General features: G+C 45.2%; 13 protein-coding genes, 1 tRNA gene and 1 riboswitch. Of the genes, 11 read left to right on the top strand and 3 right to left on the bottom strand.

Annotation, left to right across the window (positions count from 1 at the left end; genetic code table 11):
• Nucleotides 1-61 precede the first annotated feature (61 nt).
• From RH86_RS14145 to thiH, 8 genes are all read left to right on the top strand, one after another.
• A tRNA-Trp gene (locus RH86_RS14145) sits at nucleotides 62-138 on the top strand.
• Between the two features lie 772 nt (nucleotides 139-910).
• Entirely contained in the window at nucleotides 911-1,300 is a 390-nt protein-coding gene (gene crcB / locus RH86_RS14140; RefSeq protein ID WP_005599956.1) for a fluoride efflux transporter CrcB, read from the top strand.
• Between the two features lie 52 nt (nucleotides 1,301-1,352).
• Nucleotides 1,353-1,451, top strand: a riboswitch (TPP riboswitch).
• A gap of 146 nt (nucleotides 1,452-1,597) precedes the next feature.
• The gene (thiC, locus tag RH86_RS14135) at nucleotides 1,598-3,535 is read left to right on the top strand and encodes a phosphomethylpyrimidine synthase ThiC (protein ID WP_009386798.1); all 1,938 of its coding nucleotides are present in this window, start codon (nucleotides 1,598-1,600) and stop codon (nucleotides 3,533-3,535) included.
• A 2-nt stretch (nucleotides 3,536-3,537) separates the two neighbouring features.
• Nucleotides 3,538-4,797 (top strand): thiamine phosphate synthase, encoded by a 1,260-nt coding sequence (locus RH86_RS14130; protein WP_009386797.1) that lies wholly within the window; start codon nucleotides 3,538-3,540, stop codon nucleotides 4,795-4,797.
• Nucleotides 4,787-5,563: a HesA/MoeB/ThiF family protein gene (locus RH86_RS14125; RefSeq protein WP_009386796.1), complete on the top strand. Its 777-nt coding sequence runs from the start codon at nucleotides 4,787-4,789 to the stop codon at nucleotides 5,561-5,563. Before RH86_RS14130 ends, RH86_RS14125 begins: the two co-directional genes overlap by 11 nt.
• Nucleotides 5,560-5,769 carry a sulfur carrier protein ThiS gene (gene thiS, locus RH86_RS14120; protein WP_009386795.1) on the top strand — a complete coding sequence of 70 codons (210 nt, stop codon included), beginning with the start codon at nucleotides 5,560-5,562 and terminating at the stop codon, nucleotides 5,767-5,769. Before RH86_RS14125 ends, thiS begins: the two co-directional genes overlap by 4 nt.
• Nucleotides 5,770-5,771: 2 nt before the next feature.
• Nucleotides 5,772-6,536, top strand: a complete 765-nt coding sequence (locus tag RH86_RS14115; RefSeq protein WP_009386794.1) for a thiazole synthase — start codon at nucleotides 5,772-5,774, stop codon at nucleotides 6,534-6,536.
• Between the two features lie 9 nt (nucleotides 6,537-6,545).
• Nucleotides 6,546-7,658 (top strand): 2-iminoacetate synthase ThiH, encoded by a 1,113-nt coding sequence (gene thiH, locus RH86_RS14110; RefSeq protein WP_009386793.1) that lies wholly within the window; start codon nucleotides 6,546-6,548, stop codon nucleotides 7,656-7,658.
• Between the two features lie 115 nt (nucleotides 7,659-7,773).
• Here the strand turns inward: thiH and RH86_RS14105 are convergent, their stop codons facing one another.
• Nucleotides 7,774-9,561, bottom strand: coding sequence for an aminopeptidase P family protein (locus tag RH86_RS14105; RefSeq protein ID WP_009386792.1), 1,788 nt, complete (start codon nucleotides 9,559-9,561; stop codon nucleotides 7,774-7,776).
• 153 nt (nucleotides 9,562-9,714) lie between these two features.
• Nucleotides 9,715-10,656 (bottom strand): LysR family transcriptional regulator, encoded by a 942-nt coding sequence (locus tag RH86_RS14100; RefSeq protein WP_009386791.1) that lies wholly within the window; start codon nucleotides 10,654-10,656, stop codon nucleotides 9,715-9,717.
• A 140-nt stretch (nucleotides 10,657-10,796) separates the two neighbouring features.
• On the opposite strand from RH86_RS14100, the gene RH86_RS14095 reads away from it, so the two are divergent.
• Both RH86_RS14095 and RH86_RS14090 read left to right on the top strand, forming a co-directional pair.
• Complete coding sequence (locus RH86_RS14095; RefSeq protein ID WP_009386790.1) at nucleotides 10,797-11,951, top strand: multidrug effflux MFS transporter; 1,155 nt, start codon at nucleotides 10,797-10,799, stop codon at nucleotides 11,949-11,951.
• 183 nt (nucleotides 11,952-12,134) lie between these two features.
• Nucleotides 12,135-12,419: a hypothetical protein gene (locus tag RH86_RS14090; RefSeq protein ID WP_005599967.1), complete on the top strand. Its 285-nt coding sequence runs from the start codon at nucleotides 12,135-12,137 to the stop codon at nucleotides 12,417-12,419.
• A 71-nt stretch (nucleotides 12,420-12,490) separates the two neighbouring features.
• On the opposite strand, the gene asnC is transcribed toward RH86_RS14090, so the two are convergent.
• Nucleotides 12,491-12,955: a transcriptional regulator AsnC gene (gene asnC, locus RH86_RS14085; protein ID WP_005599969.1), complete on the bottom strand. Its 465-nt coding sequence runs from the start codon at nucleotides 12,953-12,955 to the stop codon at nucleotides 12,491-12,493.
• A 105-nt stretch (nucleotides 12,956-13,060) separates the two neighbouring features.
• Between asnC and RH86_RS14080 the strand changes: the two genes are divergently transcribed.
• Nucleotides 13,061-16,237: an EAL domain-containing protein gene (locus RH86_RS14080; protein WP_009386789.1), complete on the top strand. Its 3,177-nt coding sequence runs from the start codon at nucleotides 13,061-13,063 to the stop codon at nucleotides 16,235-16,237.
• The last annotated feature ends 40 nt before the right edge of the window (nucleotides 16,238-16,277 follow it).

Genomic DNA, 16,277 nt, shown 5'->3' with positions numbered 1-16,277 from the left:
TTCGAGAACCTCGCTACATGCGAGGTTTTTTTGAATCTAGCATTTGCTGGATTCAAAATTTAGGGGTGTAGCTCCAATTGGCAGAGCAGCGGATTCCAAATCCGCGTGTTGGGAGTTCGAATCTCTCCACCCCTGCCATATACTAAGCCTCAGCAGAAATGCTGGGGCTTTTTTACATCTGGATTTTGGAGTGTGTCGTTACTTGGCTGAGCCGCGGATCCCGCTAATTACATGAGGGTTCGAATCTCTCCACCCCTGCCATATATTAAGCTTCAGAAGAAATGCAGAGGCTTTTTTACATCTGTACTTTGTGAATTATTGTCAATTGGAAGAGCAGCGGATTCCCCTAATACTAAATAGCGCGTGTTGGGAGTTCGAATCTCTCCACCCCTGCCATATATTAAGCCTCAGCAGAAATGCTGGGGCTTTTTTACATCTGGATTTTGGAGTCTGTCGCTACTTGGCAGAGCAGCGGATCCCGCTAATTACAAAACTGCGCGTGTTGAGGATTCGAATCTCTCCACCCCTGCCATATATCAAGCCTCAGCAGAAATGCTGATGCTTTTACGTCTGTATTTATGGTTGTTCGCCACGAGATCTTGTTATTGTTCTATTTTCGCCTGTATCGCGGTTGCTGGGATTTATAGCTAGCCAATACATATCAGTTTACCTGAGCGCTTCTATGACTATACAGGAGCCTATAGACCTCTTTTTCGCTAAACCTAATATCGCTATGCTGATGTTGATAGCTTCTATAGTTATTGCGCTGATATTGACATTAAAGTGACTCCTGTAACGTTTGAAATTAAACCTTATTGGCAACCCTAATTTATTGGAATTTATTATTGTCTTGGTGTCTATATCGCGTAGAAGTGGCTAGAATATAGCCATTGAATATTTTGGGGGATTTATGGGCCAACTTTCCATACTCGGCTTTATTGCACTCGGTGGGGCATTTGGTGCTTGTTCCCGCTATTTAGTCTCGGAGCTTTGCGTTGCATTGCTAGGACGTGGATTTCCATATGGTACGTTAACGGTTAACGTGGTCGGGTCTTTTATTATGGGTCTGCTGATCGCAGCATTTGAAAGTGAAGTTCTTGCTATTGAGCCATGGCGCCAAATTATTGGTTTAGGTTTCCTTGGTGCATTGACGACCTTCTCAACCTTTTCTATGGATAACGTTTTACTGATGCAGCAAGGTGCTTTTCTCAAGATGGGCCTAAATGTTCTACTTAATGTGGTTTTAAGTATTTCAGCCGCTTGGGTTGGCTTCCAACTTTTAATGAAAGTTAACATTTAGTTAAATTACAGCGTGTTCGGCTTGGTTTCGAATCACTAATTGCTTATAATTGCTTCACTTGTCGGAGAGCCATTTGGCTGAGACCGTTTATTCGGGATCCGTAGAACCTGATCAGGCTAAGACCTGCGTAGGGAACAAGAGAAGATCATTGCACCTAAATATCCCGCTATATCTAGGTTAAATCGTCTCATTATCAGTGCACAATTTTTGTCAGTGACACTCGATCCTCTTGTCATATCGTTCCGCCAAGCATTTTTATCCCATACGTTTTATAAAAAATGAGCAAGGAAAAATGCTATGTCGAGTCGCAAGCAAGCAAGACTGGAAGCTAAACAGTTTATAGATACTCTTTCGGTGCAACCGTACCCAAACTCTCGAAAAACTTATGTTGAGGGCTCTCGGCCTGATATCCGTGTTCCTATGCGAGAAATCACCTTGGCAGATAGTTTGATTGGCGGCACAAAAGAAGCGCCGATTTTCGAGCCGAACGAACCAATGCGCGTTTATGATACCTCTGGTGTTTATACCGATCCTGAGCATGACATTGACCTATATAAAGGTCTTCCTAAATTGAGGGAATTATGGATTGAGGAACGTGCTGATACGCAGCTTTTGGATGATGTTAGCTCGGTATATGCGAAAGAGCGCTTGGACGATGAAAGCCTAGACGACCTGCGCTATGGCAATCTACCTAATATACGTCGTGCGAAAGCAGGCCAATGCGTAACACAATTGCATTATGCACGCCAAGGCATCATTACCCCGGAGATGGAATATATCGCATTGCGCGAAAATATGGGGCGCGCTCGATATAGTGATGAAATGCTTAACCAGCAGCATCCAGGGCAGAATTTTGGGGCTAACTTACCCAAAGATATTACCGCTGAGTTTGTACGCAAGGAAGTCGCTGAAGGTCGTGCAATTATCCCATCGAATATTAACCATCCAGAATCTGAACCGATGATCATTGGCCGTAACTTCTTAGTTAAGGTCAATGCTAATATTGGTAATTCATCGGTGAGCTCTTCAATTGAAGAAGAAGTTGAAAAGCTAGTTTGGTCCACTCGTTGGGGGGGCGATACCGTAATGGACTTGTCTACGGGACGAAATATTCATGAAACTCGAGAGTGGATATTGCGTAACAGTCCGGTGCCGATCGGCACGGTGCCTATGTATCAAGCTCTAGAGAAAGTGAACGGTGTCGCTGAAGACCTTAATTGGGAGGTGATGCGCGATACACTTATCGAACAAGCGGAGCAGGGGGTTGATTACTTTACTATTCACGCCGGTTTGCTATTGCGTTATGTGCCAATGACGGCCAAACGTGTCACTGGTATTGTCTCCCGTGGAGGTTCCATCATTGCGAAATGGTGCCTTGCTCACCATCAAGAAAGCTTCCTCTATACCCACTTCCGTGAAATTTGCGAAATCTGTGCTCAGTATGACGTGGCGCTTTCTTTAGGTGATGGTCTACGACCAGGTTCGATTGCTGACGCCAACGATGAAGCTCAATTTGCTGAGCTGCGCACATTGGGGGAGTTAACTAAGGTTGCATGGGAGTATGATGTTCAGGTGATTATCGAAGGCCCTGGTCATGTACCAATGCATATGATTAAGGAAAACATGGATGAACAGCTCAAGCATTGTCATGAAGCACCTTTTTACACCTTAGGCCCATTAACGACAGATATCGCTCCTGGCTATGACCATATTACTTCCGGTATTGGTGCGGCGATGATCGGCTGGTATGGCTGCGCGATGTTGTGCTATGTAACGCCAAAAGAGCACTTGGGATTACCAAATAAAGAAGATGTGAAAACAGGGTTGATCACATACAAGTTAGCAGCTCATGCGGCTGACTTAGCCAAGGGTCATCCAGGCGCACAAATTCGTGATAATGCTTTATCGAAAGCGCGCTTTGAATTTCGTTGGGAAGACCAATTTAATCTCTCTCTCGATCCTGAAACTGCTCGTGCTTACCATGACGAAACGTTACCGCAAGAGTCCGGTAAAGTAGCCCATTTCTGCTCTATGTGTGGCCCTAAATTCTGCTCCATGAAGATTTCTCAAGAAGTTCGAGAGTATGCCAAAGATACCAAACAAGTTGCAGCTGATCAGGCTATCTCAATCAAAATGCTGGATGATCCACTTGAGGGGATGAAACAGAAATCTGCAGAGTTTAGAGCGACGGGCTCTGAGTTGTATCACCCAGCGGTTGCATCTGAGGCAGAGTAATCATGGTCGAAATATTGGTTCCATCATCTTCGATAGAGCTAACGGCTGAGATTCAGCAGGCATTGTTGGTCGCAGAGCAAAATGGCTTTGCGATTGACCAAGTGATGTTGGGCGTAAGCTCTACCTCGCTTTTTGCGATAAACCTTGCTGATAAACAGTTCGTCATTGGTGCTGACTTTATCGGGAGCGATGATAGCGTAAGTGACTACCATCTTTGTTATAGCAATCAGAAGAGTTTGGTGGCTGCTCCTAGTCAGCGCAATACCATTTCTCTCGGATTAGCAGATAGCGGTCATGCTTTGGATATATGGCATCATCCATTGGGTGATGAGGTTAGGGCGCTTTCTTATCCGCTTCAGACGCTTGATGATAAACAGCAACCGCGACATCTGTCTTGGGTGTTGGTGTTATTGAGCTTAGAGTTTCCGATTGAAGATTGTCTTACGCTTGCACGAGCGATGATAAATGTTTCACGTGAAACATGGGCGGCAGATTTTACACTGTTTCCCCGTCCGGTACTTGAAGACAAACGACTAGGTATTCAAGTTGGTTGGTCAGTTCAACGTTGCGCAGCTTCTTTTGCTCGATTAGACAAGCAAAAAATCGGACTCTATCCAGTAGTTGATAGTGTTGAGTGGGTTGAGCGCCTATTGAAGCTGGGTGTAAACACCGTGCAATTGCGGATAAAAGATGCCAGTCAAAGTGACTTGGAAGCGCAAGTAAAGCATGCAATTGCTCTTGGTAAACAGCATAACAGCCAAGTATTTATCAATGATTATTGGCAACTCGCTCTCAAGTATGGTGCTTTCGGTGTTCATCTTGGTCAGGAAGATATCGAACATGCTGACCTTAGCTCAATCAATCAAGCGGGTGTTTGTCTTGGCTTATCAACGCATGGTTATTTTGAATTACTGCGAATCAGTCAACTCAAACCAAGCTATATAGCGCTTGGCCATATATTCCCAACGACAACCAAAGAAATGCCTTCCAAACCTCAAGGTTTGGTTCGTTTGACGTTATACCAACGACTTATTGATACGATTCCCTATCACGACGAACTTGGTTATCCAACGGTGGCGATTGGTGGGATTGACCTTGCGACAGCCCCAGAGGTCTGGTGTTGTGGTGTTTCAAGCTTAGCCGTTGTGCGAGCGATTACTTTGGCCCCCGACCCGCAGAAAGTCTTGTCTGAGTTCGGACGAGTCATGCAGCCAAAAACACGAATGTGCCTTAGTGAGCGAGGTGCAGAACATGTTATCTGATCGATTATTTTTGCGTTACCAAAGACAAGTTTGCTTATCTGAAGTTTCAGAGCAAGGGCAAGTATCGCTAGTTAATTCACATGTATTGGTCATCGGTTGCGGCGGTTTAGGTTGTGCTGCCACGCTCTATTTAGCCGCCGCAGGTGTAGGCCACTTAGTTGTTGTTGATGATGATTTGGTTGAAGAGAGCAATTTACAAAGGCAAGTTGCGTATCGGCAAACCGATCTTCAGCACAATAAAGCTAAGGCGCTGATGCAACAACTAAAGCAACTCAATGACAGTATCAATGTTAGGGCTGTCGAACGACGCTTAGCTGATGAACAGCTTGGTCTTGAGATCATGCTGGCAGATGTTGTACTCGATTGCAGTGATAATTTGCTCACACGTCAGCAAGTGAATCGAATCTGTTCACAACAAAAAACGCCTCTTATTTCTGCAGCTGCGATAGGTTGGCAAGGCCAGTTTACGGTCTTCGATTATTTACCAGAATCACCTTGTTATCGTTGTCTTATTCCATTTGATGAAATGACTCAAGAAGGTAAGTGCAGCGACATGGGCATTATTGGTCCTGTCGTTGGGGTTCTAGGAAATTATCAGGCATTGGCTGCAATCCAAAAATTAGCAACGGGTAAATTTTTTGTTGAACCCAATCATTTGCATCTGTTCAATGGCCAAACGATGCAATGGCAAGCCATCAAAATAGTGCGTGACTTTGAGTGTAAGCTCTGCAACGTATCCCAAGCGACTACGGAGGTCGCATTATGAGTGTCATTACGATTTACATTAATCAAACGCCGCATCAGATCGCACGTGGTGGAGATTTAGAACAGCTGATTAGCCAATGCAAACTTCCTCATCAAGGATGTGTATTTGCGATTAATAATCAGGTAGTGCCCCGCAGTGTTTGGGCGAGCACTTTGCTTTGTGACGGCGATGAAATATCACTATTTCAAGCGATTGCAGGAGGTTAATGATGTTAAAAATTGCTGATAAAGCTTTTCATTCACGGTTGTTCACTGGAACAGGTAAATTTGCCAATTCGAGTTTAATGGCCCGTGCGATCATTGCTTCTGAATCTCAGTTGGCGACGATGGCCCTCAAGCGAGTTGATATTAACGATAAGCATGATGATATCTTGTCTCCCTTGATTGAATCGGGCGTCAACCTGTTACCAAATACCTCTGGGGCAAAGAATGCCAAAGATGCCATCTTTGCGGCTCATCTTGCGCGAGAAGCACTAGGAACCAATTGGTTAAAACTGGAAATTCATCCTGATCCTAAATATTTGATGCCAGACCCAATTGAAACCTTAGCAGCGGCAGAGCAACTGGTTAAAGATGGTTTTGTCGTCTTGCCTTATTGTCATGCTGATCCTGTTCTGTGTAAGCGGTTAGAAGAGGTAGGTTGCGCTGCAGTCATGCCTCTAGGTGCGCCAATTGGTTCCAACAAGGGGCTTGTTTCACAAGACTTCCTGGAGATTATTATCGATCAGGCATCTGTACCGGTTGTGGTTGATGCCGGTATTGGTGCGCCATCTCATGCTGCACGAGCGATGGAGCTTGGCGCAGATGCAGTATTAGTCAATACCGCCATTGCCGCAGCGAGTGATCCGGTTGCGATGGCTATCGCCTTCAAGCTCGCCGTCGAGTCTGGCCGTATGGCTTATGAGTCAGGTCTTGCTGGGCAAGTATCGCATGCTGTTGCTTCGAGTCCTTTGACTTCATTTCTGGATAACTAGGTTGATGCTATGAGCTTTGTTAACCGATTCAATCAACTCAATTGGGATGACATTTCGTTATCTATTTACGCTAAAACGGCAACGGATGTTGAGCGCGCCTTAGCCAAACCTAGGCGTGATTTAGAAGACTTTAAAGCGCTGATTTCACCTGCGGCGGAACCTTACTTAGAGCAGATGGCACAACAATCCTTTGCGCTTACCCGTAAGCGGTTTGGGCATACAATGTCGCTCTATATCCCGCTCTACCTTTCTAATTTATGTGCCAATGCCTGTAGCTATTGTGGTTTTTCGATGGAAAACCGGATTAAGCGCCGTACTTTGACTGAAGATGAAATAGAAGCGGAAGTTGCAGCAATCAAAGCAATGAAATTTGACAGCGTTTTGCTGGTAACCGGTGAACACGAAACGAAAGTGGGTATGAGCTACTTTCGGAAAATGTTGCCAGTAATCAAGCCAAGTTTTAACTATTTGGCCATGGAAGTTCAGCCGCTTGCCGAGCAAGACTATGCAGAATTGAAAACGCTTGGGCTTGATGCTGTGATGGTCTATCAGGAAACCTATCATCCGAGTACGTATGCTCAGCATCATCTACGTGGCAATAAAACCAAGTTTGAGTATCGCCTAGAAACACCAGATCGACTGGCGAAAGCGGGGATTGATAAGATAGGTATCGGTGCTTTGATTGGACTGGAAGAGTGGCGTACCGATTGCTTCTTCGTTGCTGCGCACCTTGACTACTTAGAACGTCGCTATTGGAAAACGCGTTATTCAATTTCTTTCCCGCGCCTCCGACCATGTGAAGGTGGCTTACAACCAAAATCGGTGATGACAGATAAGCAGTTGGTGCAATTGATCTGCGCATATCGCTTGTTAAACTCCGAAGTTGAATTATCACTTTCTACACGCGAAAGCGAAGTATTCCGCGATAATGTATTGCCGTTAGGTATTACCGCAATGTCTGCGGCATCTAAGACTCAACCGGGAGGGTATGCGTTAGAGGATAGCGAGCTAGAGCAGTTTGAGATCAGTGATGAACGTAGTGCGAGTCGTGTTGAAGCGATGATTAGGAGTAAGGGATTTGATCCCATCTGGCGTGACTGGCATTCAGCCTATTCAGGGTAGATTCGATTGAGTGTTTCACGTGAAACAAAAAAGGCTTCCATAGGAAGCCTTTTTATTCGGGTATAACCGAAACATTATTGCTAATGAGCAGTAATATTTTTCCTGCTATGAAATATTAGTGACTGAGCGGAAGCGTTGCTTGGCGCAGCCAGGTTTGTACATCGCCGGTTACCAATGCACTTAAATCTTGCCATACCTTATCATGGTATTCATTTAGCCACGCCAGTTCAGGTCGAGTGAGTAGGTTGACGTCGATATTGCGTACATCAATCGGACAACGTGTCAGCGACTCAAAAGTCAGAACTGAGAAGTCACCTTGCGTTGGCAGTTCAACCACAAGCTCTAAGTTTTCAATACGGATACCAAACTGTTCAGCACGGTAATAACCAGGTTCGTTCGATAGCACCATACCTTCAACTAGTGGGACATCAATTAAACGTTTTGAGATGCTGGCAGGACCTTCATGTACACTCAAGAAGTGGCCGACACCATGGCCCGTGCCGTGGTCATAGTCGTAGCCTTCAGCCCACAAATGCTGGCGTGCAAGAGTATCGAGTTGGAAGCCTCGAGTCCCTTGCGGGAAACGAGCTCGAGCAATACCAATATGGCCTTTTAGGGCCAAGGTAAATTGCTTAATCATATCGTCACTTGGTTGGCCAATCGCAATCGTACGAGTAATGTCGGTAGTGCCATCTAAATACTGACCACCTGAATCGACCAAGTACAGTGTGTTGAGGCTTAGTTGGCCTGGTGTTGGTTGATTTTCATGATTGTAGTGACACATAGCAGCATTGCCGCCAGCTGCAGAAATAGTATCAAAGCTCAGATCCATTAGGCTTGGATCCATGCGACGAATTGCTTCCAGCTTATCAGAAAGTTGTGCCTCGTTATGCAGTTGGCCTTGAGCAACTTCATTATCAAGCCACGACAAGAACGTCACCATCGCAATACCATCACGAATATGGCAAGCTTTCATGCCTGCAATCTCAGTGGCATTTTTAGCCGCTTTTGGCATTAGACAGGGATCGGCGGCTGAGATAACGGTTGCACCACTGTTTTGTAGCACTAACTTAAACCAAGCGTTGCTGGTATTGGCGTCAAGTAGGACCTTAGAGTCGCCTAATGCTTCCAAGCGTGCTTGTAACTGCTCTGGATGATAAACGCTGACACCTTGGCCAACATGTTGACCAAACTCACTCGGTAGACGTGCTGGATCGAGGAAGAATTCAACGTTGCCGTTGCTGTGTAAGATGGCATGAGAAAGCAGCACCGGCAGGCGCGATACATCCAACCCGCGTACATTCAGCAGCCAACAGATAGAATCTAGCGCGGTGATTACGGCACTATCACCACCTTGCTTAGCAATAATGGCTCCAATTTGTTCACGTTTACTGGTACTGGATTGGCCAACTGAATCCGTAGCCATCAAGCGTACTTCAGAGACAACTGCGGCTGGGCGGTCGAGCCAAAGCTCATCAATTGGATTGGTTTCCAATATGGTTAGTTGATGTTGCTTCGTTAGCTTCGCCTGCGCGGCTTCTAACCACGCGCCAGAATGCATGCGTGGGTCGATAGCTACTTTTTTACCCGCAGTAACGTGGTCAATAATCCAATCTAATGCTGGCTCATTGATGAGATGACGGTACTCAAATAGCTCATTAGGTACTTGTTTAGTCACTTGAACGGTATAACGGCCATCGACAAATATTGCCGCTTTATCTTGAGTGATGACAGCGGCACCAGCCGAACCAGTAAAACCGGTTAGCCAGTGTAAACGTTCGTTATGTGCTGGGACGTATTCACCCAAATATTCATCTTCGTGAGGCACAATTAGTGCATCAATATCGTGCTGAACAAGCCATTGTCTAATGGCGCTCAAACGCTGTTCAGTGTTTGTAAGCATGATCGTTAATCCTTCAAATAGAGTGGCCGCGCAAGCGTAGCGATAATCGAGAATAAGCTACTCTTTTTGCCGCATGGCTGCAATTGTTAGCGCAAGAGTTTGTTTTGTTTCCTTTGTGGTAACGCATTTCAATCTAGGGTGAAGATTGCCTTGTTAGCGTAATGAGTTGGTTTTTTCTGTGATCAGAGAGCGAAGCCATGAGAGGGCTGGATCACTCTCGCGATCGCGATGCCAAAACAACGTATAAGCCATTGGCGGGAATTCGAGTGGCAATGGCAAAACAGTGAGATTGTTTTGACTGGCTGCTAGGTGCACAAAGTGGCTCGGTGCAGTAAAGACGAAATCGGTATAGCAGCATAGGCTGGCCGCACTGTTGAAATCGGGTACGGTTACCGCGATATCGCGCTCAGCTCCGATATCGGCCAAACGGTAGTCGAGTAACCAGCGATCATTGCCATCACAACGAACTTGTACATGTCGCTGCTTGAGATAGTTGGATAAGTTCCATGGCTGTGTCAGCGCAGGGTGATCTTTACGAAGCAGGCACATCTGATTGTCGCGATAGATCTCTTGTTCACAAATATCAGTGGGTGGCAGCATGGTGAGTTTGGCATCGTTGATGTCGATATCTTTACCGGTAATGCCTAAGTCCAATTCCCCTCGTTGCAGTAGAGCAAAAGTTTGGTCATTCCAAGGGTGGGTACTGATGGTTACATTTGGTGCTTGCTTAAAAATCTGCGGTAAGAAGTGCGGCAAAATTAGTGGGTAGACACTTTCCACTGCTGCAATTTGAAAGCGGTAGTCACTTGAATGAGGGGAAAATTGTTCAGGCTGAGTTAACTGTTCCAGTTGATGGATTAGGTTATCCAATTTGGGTTTCAGAAATAGCGTTTTAGGTGTGGCGGTTAAACCATGCGCATTGCGAATGAACAATGGGTCGTCGAACTGTTGACGAAGTTTGGCTAGGTTCTTACTGACAGCGGATTGAGACAAACAGAGACGGTTAGCGCTGCGAGTGACGTTTAGTTCCTCGGTGAGTACTTTTAAACAGACCAGTAAATTGAGATCAATACGGGCAAGTTTTTCAATGTTCATAGCTATTCCTAATTAGAATATCTCGAATGACTTAATGTCATTGGATGTCATATCTAGCCTAACTTACACTTAGGAAAATTTCATCCACTAATGGTTTTGTTGTGCCGCATTCTCCTTCTGTTTCACCCGCTAAATCGCAAATGATTCTGCTTACTTTACTGGTTCTATTCAGTCCTTTGGCGATTGATATTTACTTACCAGCATTCCCTTTGATGCAAGAGTCGTTTCACGTGGAACATGCTCAGGTACAAGACACGATTAGTTGGTTCTTGTTCGCGATGGGTATTGGTCAGCTATTTGCTGGCCCACTCGCAGACAAGTTAGGACGTCGAACGGTTGCACTTGGCGGTATCAGTATCTATGGCGTGAGTGCTTTATTGGCGTGGAGCGCTCAAAGCATTGAATGGATGCTGATGGCTCGATTACTACAAGGGTTGGGCGCATGCGCAACTTCTGTAGCTGCCTTTGCAACCGTTCGCGATCTCTTTGGACCACAAAAAAGTGGCAAGATGATCAGTTACCTTAATGGGGCGATATGTTTTATTCCCGCCTTGGCGCCTATTTTGGGGAGCTGGCTGACTCAGCAGTTTGGTTGGCGGAGTAACTTTAGTTTTATGGCTGGCTTTGCCATCACGGTATTAGTGATGATGATTGTGGGCATGAAAGAGACCAACCTAACACCAAGCAAAGAACCAGTGTTTAAGCTCAATCGTTATATTAGTATCTTACAAACGCCAACATTCCTGTTCCATGCTAGCCTTTGTATGTTAGCGATGGCGGTGATTCTTGCTTATGTTACATCGGCGCCAGTAGTACTAATGGCGAAGCTGGGTTTGAGTATGAATGACTTCACCTTTTGGTTTGGTTTGAATGCCGCAATTAATATCATCGCTTGTATGACTGCGCCGAAATGTATGGATAAACTTGGCACGCGCGCGACATTAATGATTGGCCTGACTATTCTAATGCTTGCTGGTGTGTTGATGCTGCTATTAGCGTCTATCGAAACGGCGCTCGCTTTTATGCTACCTATCTTTCTTTCTTCTGTTGGTTTTGCATGGATCCTAGGGGCAGCAGCAGGTAAGGCCCTAGCGCCGTTTGGCGACAAAGCGGGCACTGCGGCGGCACTATTGGGCCTATTCCAAATGAGTGGGTCAGGGTTGGTGATTGCGTTAGTACAACGTTTAGGTTTAGAACCACAAACATTGATCGCGATTCAGATGCTAATTGTACTGCCATGGCTAATGGTCCTATTCACCAAATCTGGCCGAGCGTGGCATCAAGTGGCTGCTTAACTGTCCCACACTATTTGTGTGCCTTAATTTGTGAGCCTCTCAACTATGATATTGGCGTTGATTATTGAGTCAACGCCAGTAAATAAAGGGATTTAACGCTCTCTACTTGGCTTATAACTAGGCGAAATCATCAAAACGTTGTATATTTAACGTTCTGTTTTAGCTAGTGGATTTTTTTATAACATGTCTCTGACGACTTACGAGATGGCTCGCTTATTGGAGCAACTAGATACCGCTCCAGAGAAAGTTATGTTTGGTAAATTACTTGGTGAATTAGGTAATCAAAGTGGCGAACGCATTCAGAGTGCTGCCAAGCAAGTACCGGTGCCAGTCTTACGCGATATTATTTATCATTTTCAGCAAGTGATCGCTGCTCGTAAAGATGAGCAAGTTGATATCCTCGCAAAACAAATTGCCGATCAAGGTATCTCTGTTGAAGAGTTACAGCATTACTTAGCATCGCGTTAGATCAATTTTGAAGAGCCCGCCTTAGCGGGTTTTTTTATATCTAAATCGTGGTTATTTTTATCGTGACAACGCTATGGGTTAACATTGCGATTGATTGGGTTTTGCAATGAAATCAGTGTTTCGGTTGATTGCACTTCATCAATGGCTTGTAGCTTATCAATCAACACATACTGCAGTTCTTCGATTGAACGGCACATTAACTTAACGAAGATGTTATACGCACCTGTAGTGTAGTACGCCTCAACCACTTCTTCGAGCGCATTGAGTTTAGCCAGCGCCGAATGGTAGTCACGTGCTGCATTGAGGTTTATGCCGATAAAGCAACAGACATCATAGCCGAGTTTTTTGGTATCAACGATAACCTCTGTCCCTTGAATTACATTGGCCGCTTTCATTTTTTCAATGCGAACGTGGATGGTGGCCGGACTGACATCAAATTGCTTGGCCATTTCTGCATATGGTTTACGCGCGTCAGCCATCAGCGTTTTTAGAATCGCCTTATCAAGATCATCGAGTTTGTTGGCATGTACTTGCATAAAAAATCCTATCTGCTTTAAAGCACTTAAGTAGAGATGAGTACAATTTATCATCAATGATGATACCATTGTTGCACTAATTTCTTTTACTTAAGAGTTTAACTTGTGCGTTTTTGTCTGATACTCGTTTCCCTTTTGTTTAGTACTTTTTTTAGCACCTTAGTCAGTGCGAAAGACAAAGACGTCTTGATTATTCACTCTTATCATCAGGGCTTTTTCTGGACGGATGCGTTTCAACAAGGTTTAGAGGAAGTCTTCAAGCACAGTCAAATCTCTACTCGTGTGATGTATTTAGATACTAAGCGCTTGCAGAGTGCCTCCTATCTTGATCAGCTTTACCGCCTATACAAGACCAAATTTAGTGAAGAAAAGTTCAAAGCCATCGTGGTGAGTGACAATACCGCCTTACAACTGATGCAACGCTTAGCGCCTGAGTTGGGTGATACGCCGGTCATTTTTGGTGGTATCAACAACTATGATCCAAGTATGCATCAAGGATTGAAAGCGACCGGGATAACCGAAGATATCGATCTACTGAGTAATATCAGTCTGATTGAACGTTTACAGCCTGAGGTTAAGAAAATCTACGTGGTCACTGATTACTCGATTACCGGCGACGCAGTGCGTCAGCAGTTAGATAAATTTATGGCGATGTATCCGGATTATTCAGCGGTTATTGAACCGCTCGCGCCGAAAACTTACGGCGATTTGCTGGCGTTCGTTCAAACGCTCGACCGTCAGTCGAGTGTGTTGTTTTGGGTCTATTATCGTGACAACAATGGCTGGATTACAGGTAAGAAAGATTGGCAGCAACTCAATCAAGTTACCGGAGCGCCAATCTATATGGTGCATGATTTAGATATGGGGTTTGGCGCTGTCGGTGGCGTGATTCAAAGTGGTCATATTCAAGGCCAACAAACGGCGGGACAGTTAATGAAGGTACTCGCTGAGCCCAATGCCAGTCTGCCTGTCGTACAAATTGGCTCTCCAGAAATCAAATTAGATTACCAAGCGGTGATCAAATGGCAACTTGGTGTTGATACAGAATCACCATCAGTCTTTTTCAATAAACCGCTAAGCTTTGTCGAGCGCTATGAGGAACAGTTGCGCTTTGTGGTGAGCTTATTTATCACGCTGGCGGTGGTCATCGCAGTGTTGCTCTATTACCTCAGTCGTTTAAAGCGCAGTGAGCAAATGGCGTTAGACAATCAAACCTTGATTGAAATGGTGTTCGACCAAAGCTATCACTACATTGGTATTCTCGATCAAAACGGCTGTATCGTTTCAAGTAACAGCAAATTACAAGATTTACTCTATCAGCAGAATTCAGTATCAGAGAAGCCAATTTGGCTCCATCATCATTGGGAGCAGAACGCGGCCGATAGAATTGAGCGTTATTTTCTTACCTCGGATGAGAGCAGCAATTGTCAGTTTGAAGCTGAGATTTGGCATCCAGAGCAAGGCTCTATGGTACTCGAACTTTCGTTAAAGCCTCTTCCGCAGCATGAACATCGTGAGGCGCAAATCTTGTTGGAAGCGCGCGATATTACCTCTAGAAAACTGACGGAAGAGCGTTTATTTGAGCGTGAAGCCAGCTTAAGTCATTACTATGATCAGCAACCGGTCATGATGATTACACTCGATGAGCAAAATCGCATTCAGCAAGTTAACCGTTTTGCTGAGCAGTTATTGGGTTACAAAGAGAATCAGATTTTAGGTCATCGTCTAAAGTCTTTTTATGTTGATGATGATGCAAGCATCCCTCGGCAAGTATTGCTGCAACCTAAGCAAGTGATGAAAGGGGTTTGGCGCCGTGAGGTGGAATACCGTCACCAAAATGGTCACTCATTGTGGATTCGTGAAAATATCCGCCCGCTGGTGGAGAGTGGCCACTTACTGATTGTTGGGGAGGATGTGACTACTTTGCGCCAAATGGCCGATCAGCTCGCCTATCAAGCGCAACATGACTTGCTGACTGATACTTACAACCGAAACCACTTTGAAATTGAGCTGGAAAAAGCACTCAAAGAGGTAGAGAGCTATACCCGAACTCACGCCATGCTCTATCTCGATATGGATCAGCTTAAAGTACTTAATGATACCGCAGGCCACGAAGCGGGCGATGCAGCGATTCAATTTTGCGCCAGCTTATTGGAAGAGGTACTGCCGTATAAAGCCATCTTGGCTCGTATGGGTGGGGATGAGTTTGCGGTATTGCTAAAAGATTGTACTGAACGTGATGCCAAGAATGTGGCAAGTTCGATCATTGCTATGTTGGCAGAGCAAGCCTTTATCTGGGATGACATCAAACTCAACTTGTCGTGCTCGATAGGCATTCGTCTTATCGATCATACTGCCACGTCGCCACAAATGGTGCACGCGCAAGCTGATACAGCCTGTCATGCCGCCAAGGAAGAGGGGCGTAATCGCTTTAGTCTGTACTGCCAAGATGACCAAGATTTGCGTCGGCGTGAAATGGAAATGGCTTGCGTCAATATGGTGCACAATGCGCTTAATAACGATCGGCTTGAATTGTTTGCTCAGCGAATTTTGGGTTTAGAACAAGACGACCATCGCATGCACTTTGAAATTTTGGTGCGCATTCGCAATGCGGATGGTGAATACATCTCTCCGGGTATTTTTATGCCGGCTTCAGAGCGCTATAACATTGCCCATTTGATTGATAAGCAAGTCGTCCGCCAAACTCTGCAATGGTTAGCACAACACCCAAATGCGATAGATAACCTCGCTCTGTGTGCGATTAACTTATCTGGCCACTCGATGGGTAATCAGGAGTTCATTGATTTTCTGCTCAATGAACTGCAAGAGAGTGCGGTGCCGTGTAATAAAATCTGTTTAGAAATCACCGAAACCGCAGCCATGAGTAATATGAATCAGGCGATAGAGTTTTTTGCACAGCTCAAACAGCTTGGTTGCCTGATCGCATTGGATGACTTTGGCTCGGGCTTATCCTCATTTGGCTATCTAAAGAAGCTGCCAGTTGATATCGTCAAAATAGATGGCCTGTTTGTGCGCGACATTGACAACAATGAAATGGACCATTTGATGGTTCGCTCAATCAATGATTTAGCCAAGCAAATGGGCAAACGCACCGTGGCTGAGTTTGTTGAAAACAATCAAATTATCGATCTACTGATCGAGCTGGGTGTTGATTATGCTCAGGGGTATGCGATTGGAAAACCGAAGCCTTTGGCTGAGTTGGTTGAAGAGTTGAGTGAAGAGCTCAACAATGAGAGTGAAACGTTCACTACGCAAGCGTAGTAGCCAAGAATAAAATTCGCTAAACTGCGCCTCCTTTTTG

Source organism: Vibrio sp. N418 (assembly GCF_000222565.1).
Classification (GTDB): Bacteria; Pseudomonadota; Gammaproteobacteria; order Enterobacterales; family Vibrionaceae; genus Vibrio; species Vibrio scophthalmi.
This window is presented reverse-complemented; position numbering and strand designations above follow the sequence as displayed.

What these genes read in the sequence shown, in the direction of transcription:
- crcB (WP_005599956.1), top strand. Translation starts at nt 911, where the DNA reads ATGGGCCAACTTTCCATACTCGGCTTTATTGCACTCGGTGGGGCATTT.
- thiC (WP_009386798.1), top strand. Translation starts at nt 1,598, where the DNA reads ATGTCGAGTCGCAAGCAAGCAAGACTGGAAGCTAAACAGTTTATAGAT.
- RH86_RS14130 (WP_009386797.1), top strand. Translation starts at nt 3,538, where the DNA reads ATGGTCGAAATATTGGTTCCATCATCTTCGATAGAGCTAACGGCTGAG.
- RH86_RS14125 (WP_009386796.1), top strand. Translation starts at nt 4,787, where the DNA reads ATGTTATCTGATCGATTATTTTTGCGTTACCAAAGACAAGTTTGCTTA.
- thiS (WP_009386795.1), top strand. Translation starts at nt 5,560, where the DNA reads ATGAGTGTCATTACGATTTACATTAATCAAACGCCGCATCAGATCGCA.
- RH86_RS14115 (WP_009386794.1), top strand. Translation starts at nt 5,772, where the DNA reads ATGTTAAAAATTGCTGATAAAGCTTTTCATTCACGGTTGTTCACTGGA.
- thiH (WP_009386793.1), top strand. Translation starts at nt 6,546, where the DNA reads ATGAGCTTTGTTAACCGATTCAATCAACTCAATTGGGATGACATTTCG.
- RH86_RS14105 (WP_009386792.1), bottom strand. Translation starts at nt 9,561, where the DNA reads ATGCTTACAAACACTGAACAGCGTTTGAGCGCCATTAGACAATGGCTT.
- RH86_RS14100 (WP_009386791.1), bottom strand. Translation starts at nt 10,656, where the DNA reads ATGAACATTGAAAAACTTGCCCGTATTGATCTCAATTTACTGGTCTGT.
- RH86_RS14095 (WP_009386790.1), top strand. Translation starts at nt 10,797, where the DNA reads ATGATTCTGCTTACTTTACTGGTTCTATTCAGTCCTTTGGCGATTGAT.
- RH86_RS14090 (WP_005599967.1), top strand. Translation starts at nt 12,135, where the DNA reads ATGTCTCTGACGACTTACGAGATGGCTCGCTTATTGGAGCAACTAGAT.
- asnC (WP_005599969.1), bottom strand. Translation starts at nt 12,955, where the DNA reads ATGCAAGTACATGCCAACAAACTCGATGATCTTGATAAGGCGATTCTA.